Annotated in this window: 24 protein-coding genes; 18 read left to right on the top strand and 6 right to left on the bottom strand. The window is 67.0% G+C overall.

Annotated elements, in window-relative coordinates:
- Positions 1–126 precede the first annotated feature (126 nt).
- The 6 genes from ABB33_RS12055 to ABB33_RS12080 all read left to right on the top strand — a co-directional run bounded on the left by ABB33_RS12055 (position 127) and on the right by ABB33_RS12080 (position 5127).
- Positions 127–1032, top strand: a complete 906-nt coding sequence (locus ABB33_RS12055) for a lytic transglycosylase domain-containing protein (RefSeq protein ID WP_054664608.1) — start codon at positions 127–129, stop codon at positions 1030–1032.
- A gap of 172 nt (positions 1033–1204) precedes the next feature.
- The gene (gene petA / locus ABB33_RS12060) at positions 1205–1825 is read left to right on the top strand and encodes a ubiquinol-cytochrome c reductase iron-sulfur subunit (protein ID WP_054664611.1); all 621 of its coding nucleotides are present in this window, start codon (positions 1205–1207) and stop codon (positions 1823–1825) included.
- A 2-nt stretch (positions 1826–1827) separates the two neighbouring features.
- Positions 1828–3090, top strand: a complete 1263-nt coding sequence (locus tag ABB33_RS12065) for a cytochrome b (RefSeq protein ID WP_056932280.1) — start codon at positions 1828–1830, stop codon at positions 3088–3090.
- A complete protein-coding gene (locus ABB33_RS12070; protein WP_054664616.1) occupies positions 3083–3826 on the top strand; it encodes a cytochrome c1 in 744 nt (247 codons plus the stop codon). Before ABB33_RS12065 ends, ABB33_RS12070 begins: the two co-directional genes overlap by 8 nt.
- A gap of 151 nt (positions 3827–3977) precedes the next feature.
- A complete protein-coding gene (locus ABB33_RS12075; protein WP_054664619.1) occupies positions 3978–4613 on the top strand; it encodes a glutathione S-transferase N-terminal domain-containing protein in 636 nt (211 codons plus the stop codon).
- 76 nt (positions 4614–4689) lie between these two features.
- Positions 4690–5127 carry a ClpXP protease specificity-enhancing factor gene (locus ABB33_RS12080; RefSeq protein ID WP_056932281.1) on the top strand — a complete coding sequence of 146 codons (438 nt, stop codon included), beginning with the start codon at positions 4690–4692 and terminating at the stop codon, positions 5125–5127.
- A gap of 71 nt (positions 5128–5198) precedes the next feature.
- Here ABB33_RS12080 and ABB33_RS12085 read toward each other — a convergent pair whose 3' ends face one another.
- From ABB33_RS12085 to ABB33_RS12100, 4 genes are all read right to left on the bottom strand, one after another.
- Positions 5199–5549 carry a DUF3301 domain-containing protein gene (locus tag ABB33_RS12085; protein WP_054664623.1) on the bottom strand — a complete coding sequence of 117 codons (351 nt, stop codon included), beginning with the start codon at positions 5547–5549 and terminating at the stop codon, positions 5199–5201.
- A gap of 109 nt (positions 5550–5658) precedes the next feature.
- On the bottom strand, positions 5659–6534 hold the full coding sequence (locus ABB33_RS12090) for a DUF2272 domain-containing protein (protein WP_082595087.1): 876 nt from the start codon (positions 6532–6534) through the stop codon (positions 5659–5661).
- Positions 6535–6650: 116 nt separating this feature from the next.
- Positions 6651–7523 (bottom strand): carboxylating nicotinate-nucleotide diphosphorylase, encoded by an 873-nt coding sequence (nadC, locus tag ABB33_RS12095; protein ID WP_054664629.1) that lies wholly within the window; start codon positions 7521–7523, stop codon positions 6651–6653.
- Positions 7523–7792 carry a Trm112 family protein gene (locus ABB33_RS12100; protein WP_054664632.1) on the bottom strand — a complete coding sequence of 90 codons (270 nt, stop codon included), beginning with the start codon at positions 7790–7792 and terminating at the stop codon, positions 7523–7525. The genes nadC and ABB33_RS12100 overlap by 1 nt, the downstream gene beginning before the upstream one ends.
- A gap of 59 nt (positions 7793–7851) precedes the next feature.
- On the opposite strand from ABB33_RS12100, the gene purE reads away from it, so the two are divergent.
- Positions 7852–8355 (top strand): 5-(carboxyamino)imidazole ribonucleotide mutase, encoded by a 504-nt coding sequence (gene purE / locus ABB33_RS12105; protein ID WP_054664635.1) that lies wholly within the window; start codon positions 7852–7854, stop codon positions 8353–8355.
- Positions 8352–9497, top strand: a complete 1146-nt coding sequence (locus tag ABB33_RS12110) for a 5-(carboxyamino)imidazole ribonucleotide synthase (RefSeq protein ID WP_056932282.1) — start codon at positions 8352–8354, stop codon at positions 9495–9497. The genes purE and ABB33_RS12110 overlap by 4 nt, the downstream gene beginning before the upstream one ends.
- A gap of 501 nt (positions 9498–9998) precedes the next feature.
- Here the strand turns inward: ABB33_RS12110 and ABB33_RS12115 are convergent.
- Positions 9999–10577 (bottom strand): superoxide dismutase, encoded by a 579-nt coding sequence (locus ABB33_RS12115; protein ID WP_056932283.1) that lies wholly within the window; start codon positions 10575–10577, stop codon positions 9999–10001.
- Between the two features lie 122 nt (positions 10578–10699).
- On the opposite strand from ABB33_RS12115, the gene grxD reads away from it, so the two are divergent.
- The 5 genes from grxD to ppnN all read left to right on the top strand — a co-directional run bounded on the left by grxD (position 10700) and on the right by ppnN (position 17336).
- Positions 10700–11020, top strand: coding sequence for a Grx4 family monothiol glutaredoxin (gene grxD, locus ABB33_RS12120; RefSeq protein ID WP_054664643.1), 321 nt, complete (start codon positions 10700–10702; stop codon positions 11018–11020).
- The gene (locus tag ABB33_RS12125; protein ID WP_056932284.1) at positions 11017–11775 is read left to right on the top strand and encodes an SDR family NAD(P)-dependent oxidoreductase; all 759 of its coding nucleotides are present in this window, start codon (positions 11017–11019) and stop codon (positions 11773–11775) included. The genes grxD and ABB33_RS12125 overlap by 4 nt, the downstream gene beginning before the upstream one ends.
- Entirely contained in the window at positions 11772–12365 is a 594-nt protein-coding gene (locus ABB33_RS12130) for a YhgN family NAAT transporter (RefSeq protein WP_054664649.1), read from the top strand. Before ABB33_RS12125 ends, ABB33_RS12130 begins: the two co-directional genes overlap by 4 nt.
- 216 nt (positions 12366–12581) lie before the next feature.
- Positions 12582–15833: a TonB-dependent receptor gene (locus ABB33_RS12135; protein WP_082393931.1), complete on the top strand. Its 3252-nt coding sequence runs from the start codon at positions 12582–12584 to the stop codon at positions 15831–15833.
- A gap of 114 nt (positions 15834–15947) precedes the next feature.
- Positions 15948–17336: a nucleotide 5'-monophosphate nucleosidase PpnN gene (gene ppnN / locus ABB33_RS12140; protein ID WP_054664654.1), complete on the top strand. Its 1389-nt coding sequence runs from the start codon at positions 15948–15950 to the stop codon at positions 17334–17336.
- Between the two features lie 88 nt (positions 17337–17424).
- Here ppnN and ABB33_RS12145 read toward each other — a convergent pair whose 3' ends face one another.
- Entirely contained in the window at positions 17425–18432 is a 1008-nt protein-coding gene (locus ABB33_RS12145; protein ID WP_056932285.1) for a sensor histidine kinase, read from the bottom strand.
- 90 nt (positions 18433–18522) lie between these two features.
- On the opposite strand from ABB33_RS12145, the gene ABB33_RS12150 reads away from it, so the two are divergent.
- The 5 genes from ABB33_RS12150 to ABB33_RS18975 all read left to right on the top strand — a co-directional run bounded on the left by ABB33_RS12150 (position 18523) and on the right by ABB33_RS18975 (position 24692).
- Entirely contained in the window at positions 18523–19107 is a 585-nt protein-coding gene (locus ABB33_RS12150; RefSeq protein ID WP_211260884.1) for a GspH/FimT family pseudopilin, read from the top strand.
- Positions 19098–19580 (top strand): type IV pilus modification PilV family protein, encoded by a 483-nt coding sequence (locus ABB33_RS12155; RefSeq protein ID WP_225546696.1) that lies wholly within the window; start codon positions 19098–19100, stop codon positions 19578–19580. Before ABB33_RS12150 ends, ABB33_RS12155 begins: the two co-directional genes overlap by 10 nt.
- A gap of 5 nt (positions 19581–19585) precedes the next feature.
- Positions 19586–20437, top strand: coding sequence for a PilW family protein (locus ABB33_RS12160; protein ID WP_056932287.1), 852 nt, complete (start codon positions 19586–19588; stop codon positions 20435–20437).
- On the top strand, positions 20434–20985 hold the full coding sequence (locus ABB33_RS12165; RefSeq protein ID WP_054664669.1) for a pilus assembly PilX family protein: 552 nt from the start codon (positions 20434–20436) through the stop codon (positions 20983–20985). The genes ABB33_RS12160 and ABB33_RS12165 overlap by 4 nt, the downstream gene beginning before the upstream one ends.
- Positions 20986–22769: 1784 nt before the next feature.
- On the top strand, positions 22770–24692 hold the full coding sequence (locus ABB33_RS18975) for a pilus assembly protein (protein WP_275452952.1): 1923 nt from the start codon (positions 22770–22772) through the stop codon (positions 24690–24692).
- The last annotated feature ends 2 nt before the right edge of the window (positions 24693–24694 follow it).

The following is a 24694-nucleotide window of genomic DNA, read 5'->3' on the forward strand; positions in this document are numbered from 1 at the left end:
ATCGCCCCCCGCCGCGGCGCTGGCGCCGCGGCGGGGGGCGATTGTACCGGGGTTGCCGCCGGGGGCGTAACGGCCAGGGCCGGCAGTTGGCATTCCGGCCGGGAAACTGGGACACTTCCGCCCGCAATGAAGACCGCACTGGGGATCGCTGGGGTATTGATCGTCGCGCTGACGGCTGTGCCGGCCAGTGCCGGTACCCTGTACAAGTGTCTCGGTGCCGACGGCGTCTCCAATTACGTCAGCAAGCGCATTCGTGGCGCCAGCTGCAGCGTGGTCGGCAGCTACCGGCCGTCGTCCGCCGCGCCGCGCCCGAGCGAGCGGCGGCCGACCACCGCGGTTGCCGCCACCGCCCCGGCTCCTGCCCCAGTTCCCGCCCCGGCGACGGCGGCAGCGGCGGCAGCCAGTACCGCGCCGCCGCGTTCCACCCCCGGCCCCAGCCGCGCGCAACGGGTGGTCAGCGGGCAGGTCTATACCTACATGAAGGACGGCGTGCGCCACTACACCAGCGCCCGGCCGGCACAGGTCGCCAGCCTGGGCGAAGTGCGCACCATCCGCTACAGCTACATCGAGCGCTGCTACGCCTGTGGCGCCAACCCCGGGGTGAACTTCGGCACGGTGCGGCTCAACACCCAGGCCTACAGCTCGGAGATCGCTGCCGCTGCGCGTGAGTTCGGGGTCGAGGAGGCCGTGGTGCGCGCGGTGATCCATGCCGAGTCGGCATTCAATCCCACCGCCCTGAGCCGCGCCGGCGCGCAGGGGCTGATGCAGCTGATGCCGGCCACCGCGCGCCGCTTCGGCGTGAGCGACGCCTACGACGCCAGCCAGAACATCCGCGGCGGGGTGCAGTACCTGTCGTGGCTGCTGCGCCGCTTCAACGGCGACCTGACGCTGGCCGCGGCCGGATACAACGCAGGCGAGGGCGCCGTGGACCGGCATGGCGGGGTGCCCCCCTACAGCGAAACCCGGTACTACGTGAAGCGCGTTGCGCAGTTGGCCGACCGCTACCGTGGCGAGCTGGGCTCGCGCCAATGAGTACTTTTGCGCTTAATTCCGGGAGCACGTGACAAAAGTCATGCACTCGTGTTTCATCGCGTTGTGCGGCCGCTGAACGTTCAGCTAAACTCGGGGGAGATTCGATTCTGAGCGGTCCGGTTCCACCGGGCGCAGGCAGCCGCAAGCCACCTAATCAATATCGGAGGGCCGGATGGCCAACGATGGGGTAAACGATCCAGTAAATGCCGGACGCCGGCGCTTCCTGACAGCGACCACCGCCGTGGTCGGCGCAGTCGGGGCAGGTTTCGCAGCAGTTCCTTTCATCAAGTCATGGAATCCCAGTGCCAAGGCCCAGCTGGCCGGCGCACCGGTGAATGCCGACATCAGCGCGTTGCAGGAGGGGCAGCGCCTGGTGCTGGAGTGGCGAGGCCAGCCGATCTGGATCGTCAAGCGCTCCAAGGCGGTGCTCGACGCGCTGCCGACGCTTGATGGCCGCCTGCGCGACCCCAAGTCCGAGAACCTGGACCAGCAGCCGGACTACGTGCGCAAGGCCAGTCCGGAGCTGCGCTCGATCAAGCCGGAAATCTCGGTGCTGGTCGGCCTGTGCACCCACCTGGGCTGCTCGCCGGAGATGGCCGCCGAAATCAAGCCCGAGCCGTATGACCCGGAATGGAAGGGCGGCTACTTCTGCCCCTGCCACAAGTCGCGCTTCGACATGGCCGGACGCGTGTTCCAGGGCGTGCCGGCACCGACCAACCTGGTCGTGCCACCACATCACTACGCCGACGACAACACCATCGTCATCGGTGTCGATCCCAAGGGGGCGGCGTAATCATGGCTGACAACATCCTCGTTCGCGCCGCCAACGGCGTGATGGGCTGGGTCAACGACCGCGCCCCGGCGCTGATGCCGATGTACCGGAAGCACATGTCCGAGTACTACGCGCCGAAGAACTTCAACATCTGGTACATCTTCGGCGTGCTGTCGATGGTGGTGCTGGTCAACCAGATCGTCACCGGCATCTTCCTCACCATGCATTACAAGACCAGCGCGGCGGAAGCCTTCGCCTCGGTCGAGTACATCATGCGCGACGTGGAGTGGGGCTGGCTGATCCGCTACATGCACAGCACCGGCGCCTCGCTGTTCTTCATCGTCGTGTACCTGCACATGTTCCGCGGCCTGATGTACGGCTCCTACAAGAAGCCGCGCGAGCTGGTGTGGATCCTGGGCATGCTGATCTACCTGGCGCTGATGGCCGAAGCCTTCATGGGCTACGTGCTGCCGTGGGGCCAGATGTCGTTCTGGGGCGCGAAGGTCATCATCTCGCTGTTCGGCGCCATCCCGGTGATCGGCAACGGCCTGACCGAGTGGATCATGGGCGACTACCTGCCGTCCGACGCCACCTTGAACCGCTTCTTCGCCCTGCACGTCATCGCGGTGCCGCTGGTGCTGCTGCTGCTGGTGGTGCTGCACCTGGGCGCGCTGCACGAGGTGGGCTCCAACAACCCCGACGGCGTGGAGATCAAGAAGGGGCCGAAGGGCAACCGCTGGTCGCCGACCGCCCCGGCTGACGGCGTGCCGTTCCACCCGTACTACACGGTGAAGGACACCTTCTACGTGTTCGCGATGATGGTCATCGCCGCCTTCATCATCTTCTTCGCCCCGGCATTCGGCGGCTGGTTCCTCGAGCACGACAACTTCACCGAGGCCAACAGCCTGGTGACCCCGGCGCACATCAAGCCGGTGTGGTACTACACGCCTTACTACGCGATGCTGCGGGTGATCCCGCACAAGCTCAGCGGCGTGCTGGTGATGTTCGGCGCCATCGCGATCCTGTTCCTGGTGCCGTGGCTGGACCGCGCCAAGGTCAAGTCCTACCGCTACCGCGGCCTGCTGTCCAAGCTGCTGCTGTTCGGCTTCGCGATCAGCTTCGTGTGGCTGGGCAAGATCGGCGCGGGCCCGGGTACCGACCCGGTGGAGACCATCATCGGCCGCTTCCTGACCGCGTATTACTTCCTCTTCTTCCTGACCATGCCAGTGTGGACCAAGCTGGACAAGACCAAGCCGGTGCCGGAGCGGGTGACGACGCATGACTAAGAAATGGATTGCCTTGCTGGCAACGGCCGCTGCCGCGCTCCTGTTCTCGGCCACCACCTTCGCCGCTACCGAAGGAGCGCTGCAGCAGGCCGGCAACGACCTGTCCGACCAGGCATCGCTGCAGCGCGGTGCCCAGGCCTACATGAACTACTGCTCGGGCTGCCATTCGCTGAAGTACCTGCGCTACTCGCGCATGGCATCCGACCTCGGCCTCACCGAGCAGCAGGTGATGGACAACCTGAATTTCACCGGCGCCAAGTTCGGCGAGCAGATCCACGTCGCCATGACCAAGGAGCAGGGTGAAAAGTGGTTCGGCAAGATGCCGCCGGACCTGAGCCTGATCGCGCGCGTGCGCCAGAGCGACTGGGTCTACACCTACCTCAAGTCGTTCTACCTGGACGAGTCGCGGCCGCTGGGCTGGAACAACAAGCTGTTCCCGAACGCCTCCATGCCCAATCCGCTGTGGGAGCTGCAGGGCCTGCAGCACGCCGAGTTCGGCGAGCCCGACGCCGCCGGCGAGCGGCATCCGGAGCGGCTGGTGGTCACCAGCCCGGGCCGGGTGACGCCGCAGGAATACGACCAGACCGTCCGCGACATCACCAACTTCCTCGAGTACGCCGGCGAGCCGGCCGCGCTCAAGCGCCAGAGCCTGGGCGTGTGGGTGATACTGTTCCTGGCGCTGCTCTCCTTCCTGGCTTACCTGCTCAAGAACGAGTACTGGACGGACGTGCATTGACGCGAGGGTGGGTCGCCGGGCCGCTGGGGGAAGTTGCCCGGCACTTGGCATCGGCAGCGGCTGACTGCACACTCAGGGAAGGTGGCGGACCGCGGGCGCTGGGCCCGCGGCGCCGTAAGGCTGGCGGATTCCGGCCCTTGGAGAGCCCTTGATGGCGGCGAGTGTGCGCATGCGAAATATCCTGACGTTGTTCTCGGCCAATGACGATGTCCTGTGCCACCGGGTGCGGCTGGTGCTGGCGGCGAAGGGTGTCACCTACGATCTGGTGCCGGTCGATCCGCAGAACCCGCCGGAAGACCTCATCGACCTCAACCCCTACCACTCGGTACCGACCCTGGTCGAGCGCGAGCTGGTGCTGTATGCGGCCTCCGTGGTCAGCGAATACCTGGACGAGCGCTACCCGCATCCGCCGCTGATGCCGGTGGACCCGTTGTCGCGGGCGCGCCTGCGCCTGGCGATGCTGCGCATCGAGCATGACTGGGTGCCGCAGGTGCAGGCGATCCAGCTGGGCAACAAGACCCAGGCCGAGGCGGCCCGCAAGCGCCTGAAGGAACTGGTGGCGCAGTCGGTGCCACTGTTCAAGGCGTCCAAGTTCTTCCTCAACCCGGAAATGAGCCTGGCCGACTGCGCCATGGCGCCGATCGTCTGGCGACTCGAGTCACTCGGCATCCCGCTGCCCAAGGATGGCAAGGCGATCGAGGATTACGGCAACCGCATCTTCCGCAACCCGGGCTTCATCCGCAGTCTCACCGAGCAGGAAAAGAAGCTGCGCGACCTGCCGGTCTGACGCATCTGCTGTATGCAGACTTATCGATCACCGCCCATTGGCGGTGATGGTGTTCGATGCCGCGTACACTTGTCACATGAGTGAAGAATCTTTCCGCATGAGCAGCCATCGTCCCTACCTGTTGAGGGCGCTGGTGGAGTGGATCAACGACAACGGCATGACCCCGCACATCATGGTCGACGCCGGCGTGCCGGGCGTGCAGGTGCCGGCCAGCGCGGTCAAGGACGAGCGGGTCGTGCTCAACATCGCCGAGCGCGCGGTGATGCGGCTGCACATCGACAACGATGCGGTGAGTTTCACCGCGCGCTTCTCCGGTGTCAGCTTCCCGGTGAACGTGCCGATCGCCGCGGTGCTGGCGGTCTATGCCCGCGAAACCGGGCAGGGCATGGCATTGCCCGACGACATCCCGGGCACCGATGGTCCGGAGCCGCATGACGACGATACGCCGCCGCCCACGCCGCCGGATCCACCGCAACCCTCGGGCAAGCGCCCGTTCCTGCGGGTCGTGAAGTAGGCAACACCGCCGCCGCGAGGCGGCGGTTTCGTTTGCGCGCGTGCGTGCGACCAGGGCGCGGCGGCCGCCGCTCAGATGTCTTCGGCTTCCTCGGTGCGTGGCTGCAGCGTGCTCACCCGCGCCGTTGCCGGTCCGACGAAGGACACCAGTTGCCTGCCGCGCAACACCATGCGCCCGCTGTGGCGCTCGACGCCGTCGTAGGAATAATCGAAACGGAAGCTGCGCTCGAAGCCCAGCCAGCCGCTGGGCAGGCGGCACAGGCGCAGGCCGGTCGCGTGCACGCTCTGGTCCAGCCATTGCACGTCCGCGGCCTGGCAGGCATTGCGGCCCAGTTCGGTCGCGCGCTCGGCCGCGGCCCGGGACGCATCCCAGAAGGCATAGCCGATGGCGCCGACGATCATCAGAATCAACAAGGTAGGCATGGCGCCACTTTAGGCGGGCGCGCGCAAAAGCGGAACCACGCCGGTGCGGTGGCGGGTGCGTGCGCATCGGCGGCGAGGCGGCCAGGGATCGGGCGTCCTGCCGCGCTGCCTACCGCGGTGTCCCAGTCGTGCCCGGTGGCGGCTGTGCCGGCGGCGCTTCGACCAGCTTCAGCAGCGCAGCCCAGTCCTGCCGGTTGAAATCGCACGTCTCTTCGCGGCCCGGCGAGCAGGCCGCTTCCAGCGCTGCCGGCGGTGCATCGGCCTGCGACGGCATGACCAGGCGGCCGGTACGGTCCAGTGGCAGCTTGCGCATGACCACCGTGTTGGCGACGTTGCCGCCGATCAGGTACAGGGTCTGGTCGCCGCCGGCATTGGCGGCCACGACCACTTCGCAGTGCGACTTCCAGCGGTCGGCGCCGCCATTGTCCAGGGCCTGGGCCAGGCCGCTGTAGCTGAGTGGCCGGCTGCGCTCGCGCAGGAAGCACAGCAGGTCGCCGGGTGCCGGCTTTTCCAGTGCCGGGTCGGTGAGCCGGTACGGCCCGCCGTCGCCCCCGGTGCGGCGGGCGGCACGGATGTAGTCGATATGCCGTGGCGAACGGGCGAAGCCCGGTACCGCGGCGCGTGCCATGACCCAGGAAACGAAGGCGGCCGACCACGGGTTGTCGACCAGGAAGGCGCGGCAGTCGTTGTCGGTCGTGCGTTCGCCGGGCATGGCCATGCAGCTGCGGGCGCCGGGCAGGGCACCCATCGGCGACAGCGTGCCGCTCTCGCGCCAATAGCCGGCCACCCGCTGCCAGGCGATCAGGCCATCGTCGGCCAGGCTGCCGCTCTCGGCCTCGGTGACGGCGAGGCTGGCGATGCGGCCATCGCGGTCGATGAAGGGCCGGTACCAGAGGCGGTGTTCGCCGCAGGCGGCGCGGACGATGGCCTTGGCGATCTCGCCCACGCCATAGCGCGGGGGAATGTCGCAGACCTCCACGGCCATGGCCGGCAGGGCAGGCAGCGACAGCGCACAGCAGAGCAGGAAGCGGTGGACCACGGCAGGTTCCCTTCGGGCGTGCATGCGAGCCTCGCAGAGCCGGCCGTGGCCGTGTCGTGAAATCAGCGGGGCGGCGGACCCAGCTTCAGCGACAGGTCGATCGCCTGCACGTGCTTGGTCAGCCCGCCGATGGAAATGCAGTCCACCCCGTCCTCGGCAATCGCGCGCAGCCCGTCCAGGCCGACGCTGCCGGAGACTTCCAGCGGAATGCGCCGGCCGTGCGACTGGCGTGCGGCGATGCGGACCGCGTCGCGACGCATGGCCGGGGTGAAGTCGTCGATCAGGATGCGGTCGCAGCCGGCGGCAAGGGCTTCTTCCAGCTGCGCCAGGTCCTCGACCTCGACCACCAGCGGCAGCGCCGGCTGGCACGTGCGCGCGGCGCGTACCGCGGCGGTCAGCGAGCCGGCGGCGCGGATGTGGTTTTCCTTGAGCATGACCATGTCGTACAGGCCGAGGCGGTGGTTCTCGCCGCCGCCGCAGCGCACAGCGTACTTCTGCGCCAGGCGCAGGCCGGGCAGGGTCTTGCGGGTATCGAGGATGCGCGCCCCGGTACCGGCCACGGCCGCGACGTACCGCGCGGTGGTGGTGGCGGTGGCCGACAGCGTCTGCATGAAGTTCAGCGAGGTGCGCTCGGCGCTGACCAGGGCGCGGCTGCGGCCCTGCAGGGTGGCCAGCACGGTGCCGGCGGCGACGTGCTCGCCCTCCCGCACCCGCCAGTCGATCCTGACCTGCGGATCGAGCGCGCGGTGGGTGGCGTCGAACCAGGGGCGGCCGGCGACCACCGCGTCCTGCTTGCACAGCAGATAGGCGCTGTCGGCGGTGTCGGGCAGCAGTGCGGCGGTGACGTCACCGCTGCCGATGTCCTCGGCCAGGGCACGGGCGACGTCGGCCTCGATCTGCTCCAGCGGCGGGGCGGCCGGCGGCTGCGGCACCATCACTTGCCCGGGAAGCCGTCGATCTGCGCGGTGACGATGGCCTCATCGGCCAGCAGCACCGGAATGCCGTCCTCGACCCGGAATACCTGCTTGCGGTCGCGGGTGACCAGCGCCTCGCGCAGCGGTTCGGCCTGCGCGCTGCCGTCGGCACGGGCGACGCCGCCGGCGGCGATGGCGCGGTTCAGCGCTTCGAGCCCGGCGCTGTCCAGCAGGGCCAGCGGTTGGCGGGTATCGGGCGAGACGAGCAGGTCAAGCAGTTTGCGGTCCATCGGGTCGTGGTCTTGCGTGGAAGACGGCTAGAATACGTCTTTGCAGCAGGTGACGGCCAATGACCCCCAATTCCTCCGCGCCGCTCGTCGGCATCGTGATGGGTTCCCGGTCCGACTGGGAGACCATGCAACATGCGGCCCAGAAGCTCGACGCGCTGGGCGTGCCCTATGAAGTGAAGGTGGTTTCGGCGCACCGCACGCCGGACGTGCTGTTCACCTATGCCGAACAGGCCGGCCCGCGCGGGCTGCGCGCGATTATCGCCGGTGCCGGCGGCGCCGCCCACCTGCCAGGCATGATCGCGGCCAAGACCGCGGTGCCGGTGCTGGGCGTGCCGGTGCAGTCCAAGGCGCTGAACGGCATGGATTCGCTGCTGTCGATCGTGCAGATGCCGGCGGGAATACCGGTGGCGACCTTCGCCATCGGCACTGCCGGTGCCGCGAATGCGGCGCTGTTCGCAGCGGCGATGCTGGCGCCGGCGCACCCTGCCATCGGCCAGGCGCTGGAGGCGTTCCGTACGCGCCAGACCGCCGATGTGATGGCCGCCGACGACCCGCGCCAATGACCACGGTCGGCATCCTCGGTGGCGGGCAGCTGGCCCGCATGATGGTATTGGCCGGCGCCCCGCTGGGCCTGCGCTTCGTGGTGTTCGATCCAGCGGCCGATGCCTGCGCGGGGCAGCTGGCGCCACTGCAGGTGGGTGCGTTCGACGATACCGCCGCGCTGGCCGAGTTCGCCGCGCGGGTGGACGTGGTCACCTTCGATTTCGAGAACGTGCCGGCCACCAGCGCACGCTGGCTGGCCGAGCGCAGGCCGGTATTTCCCAACCCGGCCGCGCTGGCCGTGGCGCAGGACCGGCTCAGCGAGAAGACGCTGTTCCAGGAACTGGGCATCCCGCTGCCGCCGTTCGCCGATATCCGCAGCCGCGACGAGCTGGCGGCGAAGGCGGTCGAGTTCGGCATGCCCTGCATCCTCAAGACGCGCCGGCTGGGGTATGACGGCAAGGGCCAGTTCCGCATCCGTGGCGAGGCTGACATCGACGCCGCCTGGCAGGCGCTGGGCGCCCAGGTCGATGCGACCGGCCTGATCCTTGAAGGCTTCGTCGCCTTCGACCGCGAGGTCAGCGTGGTGGCCGTGCGCGGCCGCGATGGCGAGTTCCGTGCCTGGCCGCTGACCGGCAACTGGCATGTCGATGGCGTGCTGTCGGCGAGCCTGGCACCGGCGCCGGCGAGCGTGGCGCAGCACGAGGCCGCCATCGGTTACGCGCGTCGCGTGGCCGAGCGGCTGGACTACGTGGGCGTGTTCGCGCTGGAGCTGTTCTGCCGCGGCGACGAACTGCTGGCCAACGAAATGGCCCCGCGCGTACACAATTCCGGCCACTGGACCAGCGACGGCGCGGAGACCTCGCAGTTCGAGAACCATCTGCGCGCGGTGCTGGGGCTGCCGCTGGGCGATACCCGCGTGCTTGGCTACGCCTGCATGCTCAACTGGCTCGGCCGGATGCCCGATGCGCGTGCGGTGCTGGCCGAGCCCTCCGGCCACTGGCACGACTACGGCAAACAACCGCGCGACGGCCGCAAGGTGGGCCATGCCAATCTGCGCGACGACGATGCCGCGGCATTGGCCGACGCGCTGGAGCGGGTGGGGCAGGCGCTCGCCCGCCAGGCGCAGGTGGAACCGGTGGTGCGCGCGCTGCGCGAGCGCTGATCGCGCCAGCCACCTTGTGCCGCCGGCCCGGGACCGGCAATGCCCCGGGATCAGCCGCGTAGCGGCGCGTTCCTGCGCGTGCTTGCACGCCAGGCGTGGCGATCGCTTGAATCGCAGTCGCCACCAGTCGGGCTGCAACGAAGCCCGCCGCAAACCTGGGTGGGGCAGGGCAAACCGGGCAGGCCTTCGCCGATATGCCCGGGCGAGATGACGCCGGGCGGCGGCGTGCAGGCCGCGCGCCGATCGTGCTGGCGGTGATGCCCCGTTGCGATGGCTGCATCCCCCACATTTCGACCGGCGCCCGAGCAGGGGCGGGCTGCGGGGAGAGGGCCGTCGTGCCGGGTGCGGCAGTGTCACTCCATGCCGGCGTGGTGCGGGTGCCGGGGGCGGTGGATGCCCGCGGCTGGGCCCGCGGCAAGGGTCATGGCGGCTGGGCAGCGCGGCGGTGCCGTGCGTGTGCCGGGCGGGAGGGTCCCACGCCTGCCGCCCGGGTCCGCGTCCTCAGCGCAGCCGGGCGCCGACGAAATCCCAGTTCACCAGTTTCCAGAACGCCTGCAGGTAGCGCCCGCGGTCGTCCTGGAAGTCAGCGTAATAGGCGTGTTCCCACAGGTCGCAGGCCAGCAGCGGCGTGCTGTCGCCGGTCAGTGGCGTGTTGGCGTTGCGGGTGGTGACGATGGCCAGACGGCCATCCGGGTGCTGCACCAGCCACGCCCAGCCCGAGCCGGACAGGGCCAGTGCGGCCCGGTTGAACTCCTCGCGCAGCTTCTGGGTGTCGCCGAACTGGCGCGCGATGCGGTCGGCCAGCGCGCCGTGCGGCTCGCCGCCGGCACGTGGGTGCAGGCACTGCCAGTAGAAGGCGTGGTTCCAGGCCTGTGCGGCGGCTTCGAACAGGCTGCCCTGGCTGGCACGGACGATCTCCTCCAGCGCCAGGTCCGCCAGTTCGGTACCGGCAATGCGGGCGTTGAGCGCATCGACATCGGCACGCTGGTGGTGGCCGTGGTGCAGGTCCAGCGTCGCCGCCGTGAGGTGCGGCTGCAGGGCGTCGCGGGGATAGGGCAGGTCGGGCAGTTCGACGGGCATGGTCCGTTTCTTTTCGTTCTGGGGCGCCGGGAGCCGGCTGGCTCGGCTTACAATCGGCAGCCACGGAGGAAGAGTCTATCCGACCGGACGGACCGTTCCTTCGCAGCAGCTGGGAGATTGCAATGGCGGTGATGGAGCAAATCCAGGCGGAGGTGGAGCAGCATCCCCTCGTCCTGTTCATGAAGGGGACGCCGCAGTATCCGATGTGCGGGTTCTCCGCCCGGGCCGTGCAGGCGCTGCTGGCGGCGGGCGCGGTCAACCTGCGTACCGTCAACGTGCTCGAGCTGCCTGAAGTGCGGGCCAACCTGCCGCGCTATTCCAACTGGCCGACGTTCCCGCAGTTCTTCATGCACGGCGAACTGATCGGCGGCTGCGACATCATCCTGGAACTGCTGGAGTCGGGCGAACTCAAGCGCATCGTCGCCGAAGCGGGGCAGGCATGAGCGCGCAATCGATCGACGCCGGCAACGCGCCGGCCCCGGGTTCCCGCCTGGACGGGCGCGTCGTGCTGGTCGCCGGTGCCGCCGGTGGCCTGGGTGCGGCGGCATCGCGGGCATGCGCGGCCGCCGGCGCCACGGTGGTGCTGCTGGGGCGCAAGGTCGCCAAGCTCAACCGGGTCTACGACAGCGCCGCGCAGCTCGGTCCCGAGCCGCTGCTGTATCCGCTGGACATGGAGGGTGCGTCGCCGGACGACTATGCCGAACTGGCCACGCGGCTGGAGTCGGAAGTCGGCCGGCTCGATGGCCTGCTGCACTGTGCGGCCGACTTCGCCGGGCTCACGCCCTTCGCGCTGGGCGACCCGGCGGCGTTCGCCCGTGCCATCCACGTCAATCTCACCGCCCGCGCCTGGCTCACCCAGGCCTGCCTGCCGCTGCTGCGCCAGCGCGAGGATGCGGCGGTGGTGTTCGCGCTGGACGACCCGCAGCGGGTCGGCCAGGCCTACTGGGGCGGCTATGGCGTGGCCCAGTATGGCCTGCGTGGCCTGCTCGATACCCTGCACCACGAACTGCGCAGCAGTCCGGTGCGGGTCAGCGGGCTGCAGCCGCGGCCGATGCGCACGCCGCTGCGGGCGCGCGCCTTCACCCACGAAACCGACTACGAGCCGGTCGACCCGGCGGTCTGCGCCGATGCCTGCGTGCAGCTGCTGGCCGCCGATGGCGCGGCCTGGCGCGGCAAGGTGCTGGAACTGCGCGGGTGACCATCCTCTCCGCCGCGCTGCTGCTGTTCCTGATCCTGGATCCGCTGGGCAACATCCCGGTCTTCCTCAGCCTGCTCAAGCCGCTGGCGCCCCGCCGCCAGCGCGTGGTCCTGGTGCGCGAGCTGCTGATCGCGCTGGGGGTGCTGATGGCTTTCCTTTGGGGCGGCAAGTATGCGCTGGAGCTGATGCACCTGCGCCAGGAGTCGGTATCGATCGCCGGCGGCATCGTGCTGTTCCTGATCGGCATCCGCATGATCTTCCCGCGGCCGGAAGGGCTGATGGGTGCGGTGCCGGACGGCGAGCCGTTCATCGTGCCGATGGCGATCCCGCTGGTGGCCGGTCCGTCGGGCATGGCGGCAGTCATGCTGATGGGCAGCAACGAGCCCGATCGGCTGGGGGAGTGGAGCCTGGCGCTGCTGCTGGCCTGGGGGGCCACGGCGGCGATCCTGATGTCGGCCACGCTGCTCTACAAGCTGCTCGGGGCGAGGGCGCTGACCGCGCTGGAACGCCTGATGGGCATGCTGCTCGTCGCGATTTCCGTGCAAATGTTGCTTGATGGTGTCGCTACCTACCTGGCGTCCATTCCGTAAGTCTTTGATTCGCCAGTACGGCCTTTGCTGCAGTGCAAGATGGCTGTCTTGCTGCGGTCATATTTGATGCTTACCGTGTTAACCTTATCTTAACCGTTGCGCATGTAACCGCCGCGGAAGGTACCCCCAGATTCAAGCCGATCAGGCGCCCGGTGGCCCCGGGGCTGATGGATCGCGTTTTTTCCCAATCGCCAACTCGTATCGAGGCTACCCAGAATGAACCACCCTCGCATCCGGATGTCCAAGCTTGCCCTTGGTCTCGTTGCCGCTCTCGCGGCCGCGCCGGCTTTCGCACAGAGCACCTCCGCCGGCGTCGGCGGCCTGGTCACCAACAACGGCGGTACGCCGGTGGCCGGTGCCGAAGTCACCATCACCCACGTCGAGTCGGGCACGGTCAGCCGCGCCACGACCGATACGTCGGGTCGTTACAACGCGCGCGGCCTGCGCGTGGGTGGTCCGTACACCATCACCGTGACCAAGCCGGGTGAGGGCACCAAGACCGAAGAGGGTGTGTACCTCAACCTGAACCAGGTGAACACCGTCAATGCGGCGCTGGCCGGTGACGTGACGACTCTGCAGGGCGTGGAAGTAGTGGCTGCGATGGTCGGTTCCGACCTGTTCAGCGCCAACAAGATGGGCACCGGCTCGAACGTGACCCGCGAGCAGATGGATGCGCTGCCGTCGGCCAGCCGCAACATCCAGGACTACATCCGTCTGGATCCGCGCATCTCGCAGGTCAGCAAGGCTGACGGAGCGATCTCGGCCGGTGGCCAGAACACCCGCTACAACGCCATCCGCATCGACGGCATCGGCGCCGGCGACCCGTTCGGCCTGGAGTCCAACAACCTGCCGACCGAGCGTCAGCCGGTGTCGATGGACGCCATCCAGGAAATCAACATCGACCTGGCCAACTACGACACCACCATCTACGGTGGCACCGGCGCGGTGATCAACGCCGTGACCAAGTCGGGTACCAACGAGTTCCACGGCACGGTCTACGGTTCGTACCGCAACAGGGACGACATGGTCCGCCGCCGCCTCGATACCGACAAGGGCGACTTCAACGGCTTCAACGACGAAAAGACCTACGGCATGACCTTCGGCGGCCCGATCGTCAAGGACAAGCTGTTCTTCTTCGCCAACTACGAGAAGTACGAGCGCTCGGCCCCGGGCGTGGCGCTGGGTGATACCCCGTACGGCAAGGGCAACATCAACGACGCCGACATCAAGTCCGTGCAGGACTTCATGACCGGCAAGGGCTACGACGTCGGCAGCCTGTCGGCCCCGGACAGCAAGACCGAGATCGAGGAATACGCGGTCAAGCTGGACTGGAACATCAACGAGAACCACCGTGCCGCGCTGCGCTACAACAAGATGGAGCAGAACGTCATGCGCTTCCCGGGCATGGCCTCGGGCACCGTCTCGCTGAGCAGCTACTGGTATGCGCAGCCGAAGACCTATGAAACCTGGATGGGCGAGCTGTTCTCCGATTGGAGCGACAACTTCTCCACCGAGTTCAAGGTCTCGTACAAGGACTACAACGCTACCCGCGTGCCGACCGTGAACCTGCCGCAGATCCGCATCAACGGCTTCGGTTCCAACAACTCGGCGCTGCTGCTGGGCACCGAGCAGAACACCCACGTCAACATCGTCGAGTCGAAGGAGCTGAGCGCCTTCGGTTCCGCGAACTGGTACATCGGCGACCACACCGTCAAGTTCGGCTTCGACTACTCGAAGAACGAGCTGATGAACTTCTACGGCCGCAACCTCAACGGCGTGTACGAATTCAACAGCCTCACCGACTTCCTGGCCGGCAAGGTCAATCGTTACCAGCTGCGTGCGCCGCGCCCGAACGGCGGCAGCCTCAGCGACATCCCGGCGAGCTTCACCCTGAAGAACACCGGCCTGTTCGTGCAGGACACCTGGGCGATCAACTACAACCTGAACCTGATGTACGGCGTGCGCGTCGACCTGCCGGACTTCAGCAACCAGAAGCTGTACAACCCGCGCATCGAGCAGCTGTACGGCTACAACAACACCGTGCTGCCTGACAGCAGCCTGGTGCAGCCGCGCGTCGGCTTCAACTACACCTTCGATTCGGATCGCCCGACCCAGCTGCGCGGCGGCGTGGGCCTGTTCGGCGGTGCGGCTCCGAACGTGTGGCTGGCGGGTGCCTACCAGAACACCGGCCTGAACTATGTCGAGTACGACCTGCGCGGCAACCAGGCCCCGGCGTTCAACCCGGCGCTGCCGCCGTCGACCGCTGGCCTGACCCCGGGCTCGGGTCGCATGAACGTGGACATCATCGAGCCGGGCACCCGCATGCCGTCGGTGTGGAAGGCCAACCTGGCGTTCGATCACGAACTGCCGTGGTACGGCATCACCGCGTCGGCCGAGCTGCTGGTCACCAAGGTCAAGGACGCGCTGTACTTCGAGCGTCTGGACGTCATGACCCCGACCGCCTACGGCCAGGACGGGCGTGCGATCTACTGGAACGCCGCCGGCCTTGACCCGAGCAAGTCGCGCATGAGCGGCAGCAACAACTTCGGCATGACCGACGGTACCAATGGCGCCCTGACCCGTGCCAATCGTCCGTCGGACATCGGCGACGTGATGCTGCTGCGCAATACCGACAAGGGCGGCAGCTCGCAGGCGACGTTCGCCCTGAGCAAGCCGATGACCGAGAACTGGGGCTGGTCGCTGGGTTATACCTACACCGCCGCCAAGGAAGTCAGCTCGCTGACCAGCTCGCAGAACACCTCGAACTGGAACAACACGCTGATCTTCAACTCCAACGAGAACGTGGACTACAACTCGCGGTATGCCATCAAGGACCGCCTGACCGCGACGCTGGAGTGGAAGCACGCCTTCTTCGGTGACTATGCCACCCGTGCCGGCCTGTTCTACGAAGGCCGCACCGGCCGTCCGTACAGCTACATCTTCTACAACGACGTGAACGGCGACGGTGCCACCACCAATGACCTGTTCTACGTGCCGAAGGGTTACGGCGACGTGCTGTTCGGCAAGGTCGTGGGTGGCAAGTTCCAGCAGGACGCGGCCATGGAGAAGGCGTTCTTCGACTGGCTGGAGAACACCCCGGAACTGGCCGGCTACAAGGGCCAGGTGGTGCCGGCCAACTCGCACCGCGCCAAGTGGGTCAACAGCTTCGACGTGCGCCTGAGCCAGGAGCTGCCGGGCCTGTTCAAGGGTCACAAGACCGAGCTGTCGCTGGACATCATGAACGTGGGCAACCTGCTCAACAAGAAATGGGGCCTGATCGACGACTACGGCTTCTACTCGACCCGTCGCGTGGCCAACTACGGCGGTATCGATCCGGCGACCGGCAAGTACGTGTACTCGTTCACCGGCACCACCGACAACTCGTCGATCCAGGAAAACAACAACGACAAGGGCAACACCGCGGTGTCGCGCTGGTCGATGATGCTGAGCCTGAAGTACAAGTTCTGATGCCCTGACGGATCAGTGCTGCACACGGAAACGGCCGGGGCAACCCGGCCGTTTTCCTTTTCATGGGGGCAGCGCTACATTCGACCAACTGTGAAGGCGGAACCGAGGATGGAAATGACGACGAAAGAGGCGGTGGCACGGGCGCTGCCGGTGCAGGATGCGCGGATCTACCCGCGCGGCGGTCTGGACGTGTTGTCGCGGGCGGAGGTCGCGCGCCTGCGCGACGCGTCGAGCGGCGGCATGCACGAGTTGCTGCGGCGCTGCGCGCTGGCCGTGCTCACCAGCGGCAGCGCATCGGACGACCCGCGCGCGGCGCGCGACCTCTATCCCGACTTCGACATCCAGGTGGCGCAGCAGGACCGCGGCGTCCGCATCGACCTCACCAATGCGCCGGCGATGGCTTTCGTCGACGGCGAGATCATCCGCGGCATCGCCGAGCTGCTGTTCTCGGTGGTGCGCGACTTGGCGTACATGGCCATCGAGCTGGGGCCGGAGTATGCCTCGGACCTGGAGACATCCGAGGGCATCACCAACGCGGTGTTCGGCGTGCTGCGCAACGCCCGCATCCTGCAGCCGAGCGAGCCGAACCTGGTCGTGTGCTGGGGTGGTCACTCGATTTCCCGCGACGAATACCTGTACACCAAGCAGGTCGGCTATGAGCTGGGGCTGCGTGGCCTGGACATCTGCACCGGCTGCGGCCCGGGTGCGATGAAGGGACCGATGAAGGGCGCGACGATCGCCCACGCCAAGCAGCGCAGGACCAATACCCGTTACATCGGCATCACCGAGCCGGGCATCATCGCCGCCGAGTCGCCGAACCCGATCGTCAACCACCTGGTGATCATGCCGGACATCGAGAAACGCCTTGAGGCGTTCGTGCGCATGGGCCACGGCATCATCGTATTCCCGGGCGGCGTCGGCACCGCCGAGGAAATCCTGTACCTGCTGGGCATCCTGCTGCGCGAGGAGAACAAGGCGCTGCCGTTCCCGCTGATCCTCAGCGGCCCGACCATCGCCGCGCCGTACTTCGAGCAGATCGACCGGTTCATACGCATGACCCTGGGCGAGGAGGCGGCCAGCCGCTACGAGATCATCGTCGGCGACCCGGTGGCGGTGTCGCGGCGCATGACCCAGGGCATCAAGCGGGTGCGCGAGTACCGGTTGGCGCACAAGGATTCGTTCTTCTTCAACTGGTCGGTGGAGATTCCGCACGAGTACCAGCAGCCGTTCGTTCCGACGCATGAGGCGATGGCCGCGCTGGACCTGCATCACGGTCGTCCGGCACCGGAGCTGGCGGCGGACCTGCGGCGCGCGTTCTCGGGCATCGTCGCCGGCAACGTCAAGGAGGACAGCATGCAGCGGATCGAGCGCTTCGGGCCGTTCAGGATCCACGGCGACCCGGACATGATGCAGGCGCTGGATGCGCTGCTGCGGGCCTTCGTCGAACAGCGGCGCATGAAGATTTCCGGCGAGTATCACCCCTGCTACCAGGTCGTGACCTGACCTGCTGCGCCGGCGCGGTGCCGCGTACCCGGTGCCATCCGGGGCGCGGCATCGGGTTCCGGGCGCTGGCGCCGGTACGTCCGCCTGCTCAGGCCGCCGGCACCCTCAGCGAGGCCTGGTAGCGCCCATCGGCTGCCTGCGTGTGGACATCGCCGCCCATCATCTGGACCCGTGCGCGCAACGCCTGCAGGCCGACGCTGTGGCCACGGTGGATGCTGCTGGCCATGGGCGCGGGCAGGTCGTTGCTGACCGTGATCCTGACCCCACCGGCTTCCGGCTGGATGGCGATCTGCAGCCTGCATGGCCCGGGCGAGGGCTCCACGCCATGGTGGATGGCGTTTTCCACCAGCGGCTGGATCGACAGGATCGGTACTGCGACGGCGGGCAGCGTGTCGGGCAAGGTCCATTCCACCTGCATCCGCGCACCGAAGCGCAGTTGCTCGATATCGATATAGCGGCGGGCGAGCTCCACTTCCTCATGCAGCGGGACCTGCCGCGAATCGGTCAGGGCTGCGCGGAACAGGTCGGCCAGGTCCAGCAGCAACTGCTCGGCCTTCTGCGGCTGCTGATGCACGAGCGCGGCCCCGGTATTGAGCGTATTGAACAGGAAGTGCGGGTGGATGCGTGCCTGCAGGGCATCCAGTTCCGCCTGCTTGGCGCGCAGCGCCAGTTGCCGCACGCGCCAGTGGTTCTGGAACGCGAGCAGTACCAGCAGGCCGGCCACCAGCGCCAATGCCAGCGCGCGCAGCACGAACAGGGTGCCTTCGTGGTCGCCCGGCGCATGGCGGAAGCTCATCAGCTTCCAGGATGCCGCGGCCATCAGCAGGGTGGTGACCAGCAACAGGCCCAGGCAGGTCCATGCTAGCGGCTGTGGCTTCAGCCGCCCGAGCAGTGGGCGAAGCAGATGGACCAAAGCCAGTGTGCCCAGGGTCGCCCACTGGATCCCCAGCGATGCCAGTCCGAACAGTACCAGCCGGTCGTCCACCGGCGCCGGAGACAGGGCGAGCAGCGCGGCCAGCGCCTCTCCGGCGAGGACCACCCCGATCAGGGTCGCCGGGCTGAGCAGGATGTCGATCGGGCGATGGGGATGTGACACGGCACCAACCTGGGCGGGGAACCGGGATCATAGCCACCGCGGGCGACCGCTGGCTCCCGGGATCGGCCCGCTCGTCGCAATCGTATGGAAATGGACCGGACGCCGCGGTTACTGTCGGTTTGGAAAATCATGGGGAGTGTCATGTCGCTACGGGATGCTGGAACTCCGCGGCCATCGGCAGGGGCTGGGTTTACCTTGATCGAACTGATGGTGACGGTGGCCGTGCTGGCGATCATCGCCACGATCGCCGTGCCTGCCATGCAGGGGCTGATCGCCGCCAACCGCCTCAGCGCCACATCCACGGAGCTGGTCACCGCCCTGCAGCTGGCGCGCTCGGAGGCCATCCGCCGCAATGCGCCCGTCACGGTCTGCGGCAGCGACAACGGCACGAGTTGTGCCAGCACGACCGACTGGAGCCGCTGGATCGTGACCGGTCGCGACAATGCCGACGGCAGCAGCGAAGTGATCCGCGATTCGGCCGTGTCGGGTGACATGCAGGTCGCCGGGCCGGCCGCCGGCATCCGTTTCCGCCCCACGGGCCTGCTCGATGCGCAGGCCAGCATGACGGTCTGCCTGCCGGTGAGCACCGTGGGTGACAACCAGCGGGTCGTGACCATGCTGGTCGGTGGTGGAGTCACCACCACCAAGAACAATGGAGGTGGGGCATGTCCATGAACGGCGCCGTCCACGGCCCGCGTCGGCCGACGGGGCGGCATTTGGCACGCAACCAGCGGGGCGTCAGCCTGCTGGAAGTCATGATTTCGGTGCTGATTCTCGGTATCGGCCTGCTTGGCATCGCTGCGATGCAGGCGCTGGCACTGCGCGGCGGGCAGGGCTCGCTGGAAAGCAGCCAGGCGGTGATGCAGACGACGTCGATCGCCGAGGCGATGCGCGCCAACCGGCTCAATGCAGGAAATTATGCGATGGCCATGACCTGTAGCGCGGGTTCGGGCGGAAGTCTGGCGCAGAACGATCAGGCAGCCTGGATCAACGCGCTCAAGAGCACGATGGGCGTGGCAGGCGACACCAGTACCTGCGGCCGGATCGAGGCGCTCGGCAACAGCCGCTACCGGATCACGGTTCAGTGGGACGACCAGCGCGCCGGCGGCAGCAGCACCCGCCAGGTGGCAACCGAGGTGCGCATATGAATGGCATGGCTTACCGTGCAGGCCGCCGCCGCTCGGCGGGCTTCAGCCTGATCGAGTTGATGATCGCCCTGGTGCTGGGGTTGATGGTGCTGGGTGCGGCGTTCGTCATGTTCCAGTCCAATCAGAACTCGTTTCGTGCCAACGAAGGGCTGAACCGCATCCAGGAAAGCGCGCGGGTCGCGTTCGAGGTGATGTCGCAGGACATCCGCTCGGCCGGCGGGTCTGCCTGCTCCACGGCCTCGGTCGTGGAAACCACGGGCGCCCAGTCCGATGCGTTCCGTGACAATCCGATCACCGGCAATGCCAGCCAGCTGACCGTGGTTTCCGGGGAAGATGCGGCCTATAAGGTCACCGCATCGACCTCGACCTCCATCACCCTGGATTCGGCGCAGGTTTCCGATGCCACGGACAAATTCGAGGTGGGCGACTGGCTGCTGCTGTGCAATGCGCGCAAGAGTTTCGTGGTGCAGGCCACCAGCGTAAGCAGCAGTACCGTCGGGTTCGCCGCGCTGCCGGGCGGTTACAACCCCGGCGCCGACCAGCACGCACCGCCATCCTCCGTGGTGGTGGGGCGGTTGCGCAGCGCGCGCTGGTATGTCGCCGCCAATGGTCGTGGTGGCAACTCGCTCTATGTCTCGCGCTTCGGCGGCGCGGGCGAGGAAGTCACCGACGGTGTCCAGTCGATCGCCTTCTCCTATCTGCAGCAGGGAGGCGCTAGTTATACGGCTACCCCCGCCGACTGGTCATCGGTCATCAGCGTGCGTGCCACCATGGTGCTCACCGGGCGGGATGTGGATGGCAAGGCATTGACCCGCAATTCGTCCAATATCTTCAGCCTCCGGAGTCGTACGCTATGAGCCTTTCCGTCGGCACCGGCGGCCCCACTCTGGCGGCAAGCCGCGCGCAGCGGGGCATCACCTTGCTGGTGGTGTTGATATTGCTGCTGATACTGTCGGTCCTGGGCATCGCGATACTCCGCAGTTCGGCCATGCAGGAGCGCATGAGCGCCAACATGCGTGACCGCAGCCTGGCCTTCCAGGGAGCCGAAACCGCCCTGCGTTACGCGCAGGACGTGGTATTGGCCGGGAATTCGGCCTGGGAAGCGGGAACGATCCCGGCAGCCGCCGATTGCACCAGCACAAGTGTCTGTCCGACCGGGGCGGCTGCGGTCTGGGCGAGCCTGCCTACAGGCACCTACGACACGCGTTTGGGGGCGGCGCCCCAGTATTGGATCGAGTACCTGGGCGTCGGGCCGGGCTACAAGGGCAACTGCGACAGCCTGCCGCCTTCGCCGGACTGCGAGAGCCCGCTTTTCCGCATCACCGCGCGCAGCCGTTCCGTCGGGCGGGCGGATGTCGTGCTGCAGGCCAACGTGGCCAGTCGTACCCCATCACCGGGACAATGATCATGAAGCGCAAGCATTCCAAGCACGGGACATCCCAGCCGACCGGGCGCCAGTGGTGGGCCGGCCCTGCCGCGTTCCTGGCCAGCATGTTGGCCTTGCCGGTCAACGCAGGCATCGTGATCCCCGACGATCCATTGACCACGGCGGCGCGCGTAGCCCCCAACATCCTGTTCATCCTGGATGACTCGGGATCGATGGCCTGGCGCAACATGAACAACCAGGACGTCACCGAAATCACCGGCCCCGGCTCGTTCAGCAGCCGGCCCGATGCCAACGGCGTGTCCTCGGGTACCGGCGTCACCACGGAAACCCTGGACAACTCCAGGCTGTACATGCAGAGCTATGCGACCAATACGCTGTACTACAACCCGGCGGTGACCTACAAGCCGTGGATGGATGCCGATGGCAATCGCCTCACGGGTGGCATGGACTTTACCCGGGTGTACAGCAGTGATCTGGTGGTGACGCACTCCGGTGCCGGAACCAACGGCGGCTCGAAGGATCTGTCGGCGAACATCCAGACGTTCTACGTGCCCAAGAACACCGCCAATACCGCTGCTTCCTATCTTTCCAACGTATCCAATTACTACCGCTACCAGATCATACCGGGCAGCGGGGACATCCTGCGCGGCGTCTACGGCACGGTGGTGACCACCGCCAAGCAGACGGTGCAGGTGGGTGGCAGCAATACGGCCACCGGTACTCTTTCCAACAATACGGCCGTCGACAACCGGCTGGCCTCCGTATCTGCCGGCGCAGTGCTCGAGATCACCATCGACAACACCAGCTCCAACAATTCCCGGACCCTCAATTACTGGGTTTACGACCCTTCCGGAAATGTCGTCTGCTCCGGCGTTTCGTCGCGCAACAGTTCCGGGTTCTGCCAGGTGCCCGAGACGGCCGCTGGCCAATACACGGTCAGGGTGCAGCGCAACACCAACAACAGCACCGGCTACCAGATTTCCGCACAGCGCTACACCACCAACAGCTGTGATGGACAGGGCAGTGGTTATGGCTGGATCGACTGTGCCGCGGCGCTGCCTGCATCGCGTACGGGCTCGGCCAATACGGTGGCGGACGAGAAGGCCAATTTCGCTACCTGGTACTCCTACCACCGCACCCGCACCAAGGCGGCCAAGGCAGGTGCCGCCGAGGCGTTCAGTCCGTTGAACAGCAAGGTGCGCGTCGGGTTCCGCACCATCTGGGGCCGCAATACGTTCGACATCCCGGTCCGCGACGGCAACGACGGGCGCTTCGTTAACAACGTGGCCGACCCCACGGTGGCCGGCAGCACCAGCACCACGTCGCGTTCGACCTGGTACAACCGGTTGTTCGCCGCCGGGGCCAGTAATGGCACGCCACTGCAGCAGGCGCTGGACGATGCCGGCACCTACTTCAGCCGCTCCGATTCGAGCGGTCCGTATGGCCCTGAATCAGGCAGTGACCAGCTTTCCTGCCGGCAGAACTTCTCGATCCTGACCACCGACGGCTACTGGAATACCTCGACGGTCAACAGTGGCAACGCCGACGGCACCAATGGCAGCACCATCAAGGGCCCCAAGAACAAGACCTATACGTATACGGCGGCGGCCCCCTACAGCGACAGCTATTCCAGGACGCTGGCCGACGTGGCGATGAAGTACTGGAAGACGGACCTGCGTACCGAAGACTACATGGGGAACACGTCCAGGCCGGACAACAACAATGTGCCGGCGACGGACGCCGATCCCGCGTTCTGGCAGCACATGGTCACGTTTGGCATCTCGATCGGCCTGAAGACCACCATGGGCTGGTCGAGCGTCGACAGCGTGCCGGCCAATCCGGCCTGGCCCGACCCGGACACCTCCAATCCCGGCACGGACAACGCGCGGCGCATCGACGACCTGCTGCATGCCGCGGTCAATGGGCATGGCCAGTTCGTGTCCGCATCCAGTCCGTCCGAGTTCACCGCCGGGCTGGGCAAGGCGCTCGCGGCGATCGCGCAGCGCACCGGGTCGTTCTCCAACGTCGCCACCAACTCCGCATCGCTCAATGCCGGCTCCAAGGTGTTCAGCGCCAGCTACGTCTCCGGTACCTGGACCGGTACGGTGAAGGGTCAGACGGTGACCCGTGATGGCGTGGGTAGTGGCTGGACATCCAGCATTCCGCCACTGGCGACCCGCAAGGTGTTCACCTATGGTGGAACCTTCCCCACGACGAGCCAGCAGGCGGCGCTGACGCGCGTCGGCGGGCCGGCGGACTACGCGGTGACGGGGGCGGACAACGCGGCGTACATCAAGGGCGACAGCAGCAATGAAGAGCGCAATGGCGGTCTGCTGCGCAACCGGCCCAGCACCGTGCTGGGGGACATTGTCGGCTCTTCCCCCTTCTATGTGAGGGAGACGGACACCCTGTACGTGGGCGCCAATGACGGCATGCTGCATGCCTTCAACGGCACCAGCGGCCAGGAGCTGTTCGCCTACGTGCCCAACATCATCAATTTCAACCAGCTTGCCACGCTGAGCCGGGGCGACTATTCGCACAAGTTCTTCGTCGATGGCCCGGTGGTCGTGACCAACCGCGCGTTGACGCCCAACAAGAACATTCTGGTGGGCAGCCTGGGCAGGGGCGGCAAGGGCCTGTATGCGTTGAACGTGACCGCACCGGCGTCCGCCACCGCGAGTGGTGTTTCCCTGTGGGAGCGTTCGGAAACCACCGATGGCAACATGGGTCAGGTGCTGGGCCGGCCCATCCTGGCCAATGTGCAGGGAACCACCAATGCCGCCGTCGTTTTCGGCAACGGCGTCAACAGCAGTCACGACCGGGCCGTGCTCGTGGTGCTGAATGCCGTGACCGGTGCCGTCATCCGCGAGATCGATACCGGCGCGGGTTCGTCCTCGGCACCCAACGGTCTTTCCGCGCCGACCGGCATCTACGGTCCTGACGGCAAGACCCTGGCCTATGTGTATGCCGGGGACATGCTCGGCAACGTGTGGAAGTTCGACCTGACCAACACCTCGGCGGCTGCATGGACCGCCACCCGGCTTTTCACTGCGCAGGACGCGACCGGCAAGGCGCAGCCGATCAGTGCGGGCGTCACCGTGGCAACCCATCCGTGGACCAACAAGCGTTGGGTATTCTTCGGTACCGGCCGCTACCTCACGACGGAAGATGCCGATTCCAGCAACGTCAACGTGCAGAGCATGTACGGGTTCATGGACACGGGGGCGACGATCAGCCGTTCAGATCTGACCCAGCGCACCGTCCAGGTGACGTCGGGCACCTCGAGCGGGTACCCGGTGCGGGCCTTCCAGGGGAAGGCCAGCCTGCCTGCTGGATCCAAGGGCTGGTACATCGACCTGCCCGAGGCGGGCGAGCGGATCGTGCAGGACGCCCAGGTGGTATCCAGCTTCCTGCTCACCGCCAGCATGATACCGACCGGCAATGCCTGTGATGCGGATGGCCGCGGTTACATCAATGCGCTGGATGCGTTCACCGGGACCAGTGCGGGCAGCTCCTATTTCGACCTGGACAAGAACTCCTCGACCAACGACACGATCAACGATCTGCCGGTCGGCTCGGTGGACGCGGGCGTGGGCATGCCTACGTTGCCAAACCTGATGCGCGGCGTCATGTTGGTTGCAGGCAGCAACGGCGAAATCGTGGCCGTGCCGACGATTCCACCCCGCTGGGAGCGGGTTTCCTGGCGCGATCTGAAGGGAGATTGAGA

The sequence above is a fragment of the Stenotrophomonas acidaminiphila genome (assembly GCF_001431595.1).
Classification (GTDB): Bacteria; Pseudomonadota; Gammaproteobacteria; order Xanthomonadales; family Xanthomonadaceae; genus Stenotrophomonas; species Stenotrophomonas acidaminiphila.

Bases quoted from the DNA above. Each gene is read 5' to 3' on its own strand.
- ABB33_RS12055 (WP_054664608.1), top strand. From the start codon at position 127: ATGAAGACCGCACTGGGGATCGCTGGGGTATTGATCGTCGCGCTGACG.
- petA (WP_054664611.1), top strand. From the start codon at position 1,205: ATGGCCAACGATGGGGTAAACGATCCAGTAAATGCCGGACGCCGGCGC.
- ABB33_RS12065 (WP_056932280.1), top strand. From the start codon at position 1,828: ATGGCTGACAACATCCTCGTTCGCGCCGCCAACGGCGTGATGGGCTGG.
- ABB33_RS12070 (WP_054664616.1), top strand. From the start codon at position 3,083: ATGACTAAGAAATGGATTGCCTTGCTGGCAACGGCCGCTGCCGCGCTC.
- ABB33_RS12075 (WP_054664619.1), top strand. From the start codon at position 3,978: ATGGCGGCGAGTGTGCGCATGCGAAATATCCTGACGTTGTTCTCGGCC.
- ABB33_RS12080 (WP_056932281.1), top strand. From the start codon at position 4,690: ATGAGTGAAGAATCTTTCCGCATGAGCAGCCATCGTCCCTACCTGTTG.
- ABB33_RS12085 (WP_054664623.1), bottom strand. From the start codon at position 5,549: ATGCCTACCTTGTTGATTCTGATGATCGTCGGCGCCATCGGCTATGCC.
- ABB33_RS12090 (WP_082595087.1), bottom strand. From the start codon at position 6,534: ATGGCCGTGGAGGTCTGCGACATTCCCCCGCGCTATGGCGTGGGCGAG.
- nadC (WP_054664629.1), bottom strand. From the start codon at position 7,523: ATGGTGCCGCAGCCGCCGGCCGCCCCGCCGCTGGAGCAGATCGAGGCC.
- ABB33_RS12100 (WP_054664632.1), bottom strand. From the start codon at position 7,792: ATGGACCGCAAACTGCTTGACCTGCTCGTCTCGCCCGATACCCGCCAA.
- purE (WP_054664635.1), top strand. From the start codon at position 7,852: ATGACCCCCAATTCCTCCGCGCCGCTCGTCGGCATCGTGATGGGTTCC.
- ABB33_RS12110 (WP_056932282.1), top strand. From the start codon at position 8,352: ATGACCACGGTCGGCATCCTCGGTGGCGGGCAGCTGGCCCGCATGATG.
- ABB33_RS12115 (WP_056932283.1), bottom strand. From the start codon at position 10,577: ATGCCCGTCGAACTGCCCGACCTGCCCTATCCCCGCGACGCCCTGCAG.
- grxD (WP_054664643.1), top strand. From the start codon at position 10,700: ATGGCGGTGATGGAGCAAATCCAGGCGGAGGTGGAGCAGCATCCCCTC.
- ABB33_RS12125 (WP_056932284.1), top strand. From the start codon at position 11,017: ATGAGCGCGCAATCGATCGACGCCGGCAACGCGCCGGCCCCGGGTTCC.
- ABB33_RS12135 (WP_082393931.1), top strand. From the start codon at position 12,582: ATGAACCACCCTCGCATCCGGATGTCCAAGCTTGCCCTTGGTCTCGTT.
- ppnN (WP_054664654.1), top strand. From the start codon at position 15,948: ATGACGACGAAAGAGGCGGTGGCACGGGCGCTGCCGGTGCAGGATGCG.
- ABB33_RS12150 (WP_211260884.1), top strand. From the start codon at position 18,523: ATGGACCGGACGCCGCGGTTACTGTCGGTTTGGAAAATCATGGGGAGT.
- ABB33_RS12155 (WP_225546696.1), top strand. From the start codon at position 19,098: ATGTCCATGAACGGCGCCGTCCACGGCCCGCGTCGGCCGACGGGGCGG.
- ABB33_RS12160 (WP_056932287.1), top strand. From the start codon at position 19,586: ATGGCTTACCGTGCAGGCCGCCGCCGCTCGGCGGGCTTCAGCCTGATC.
- ABB33_RS12165 (WP_054664669.1), top strand. From the start codon at position 20,434: ATGAGCCTTTCCGTCGGCACCGGCGGCCCCACTCTGGCGGCAAGCCGC.
- ABB33_RS18975 (WP_275452952.1), top strand. From the start codon at position 22,770: ATGGGCTGGTCGAGCGTCGACAGCGTGCCGGCCAATCCGGCCTGGCCC.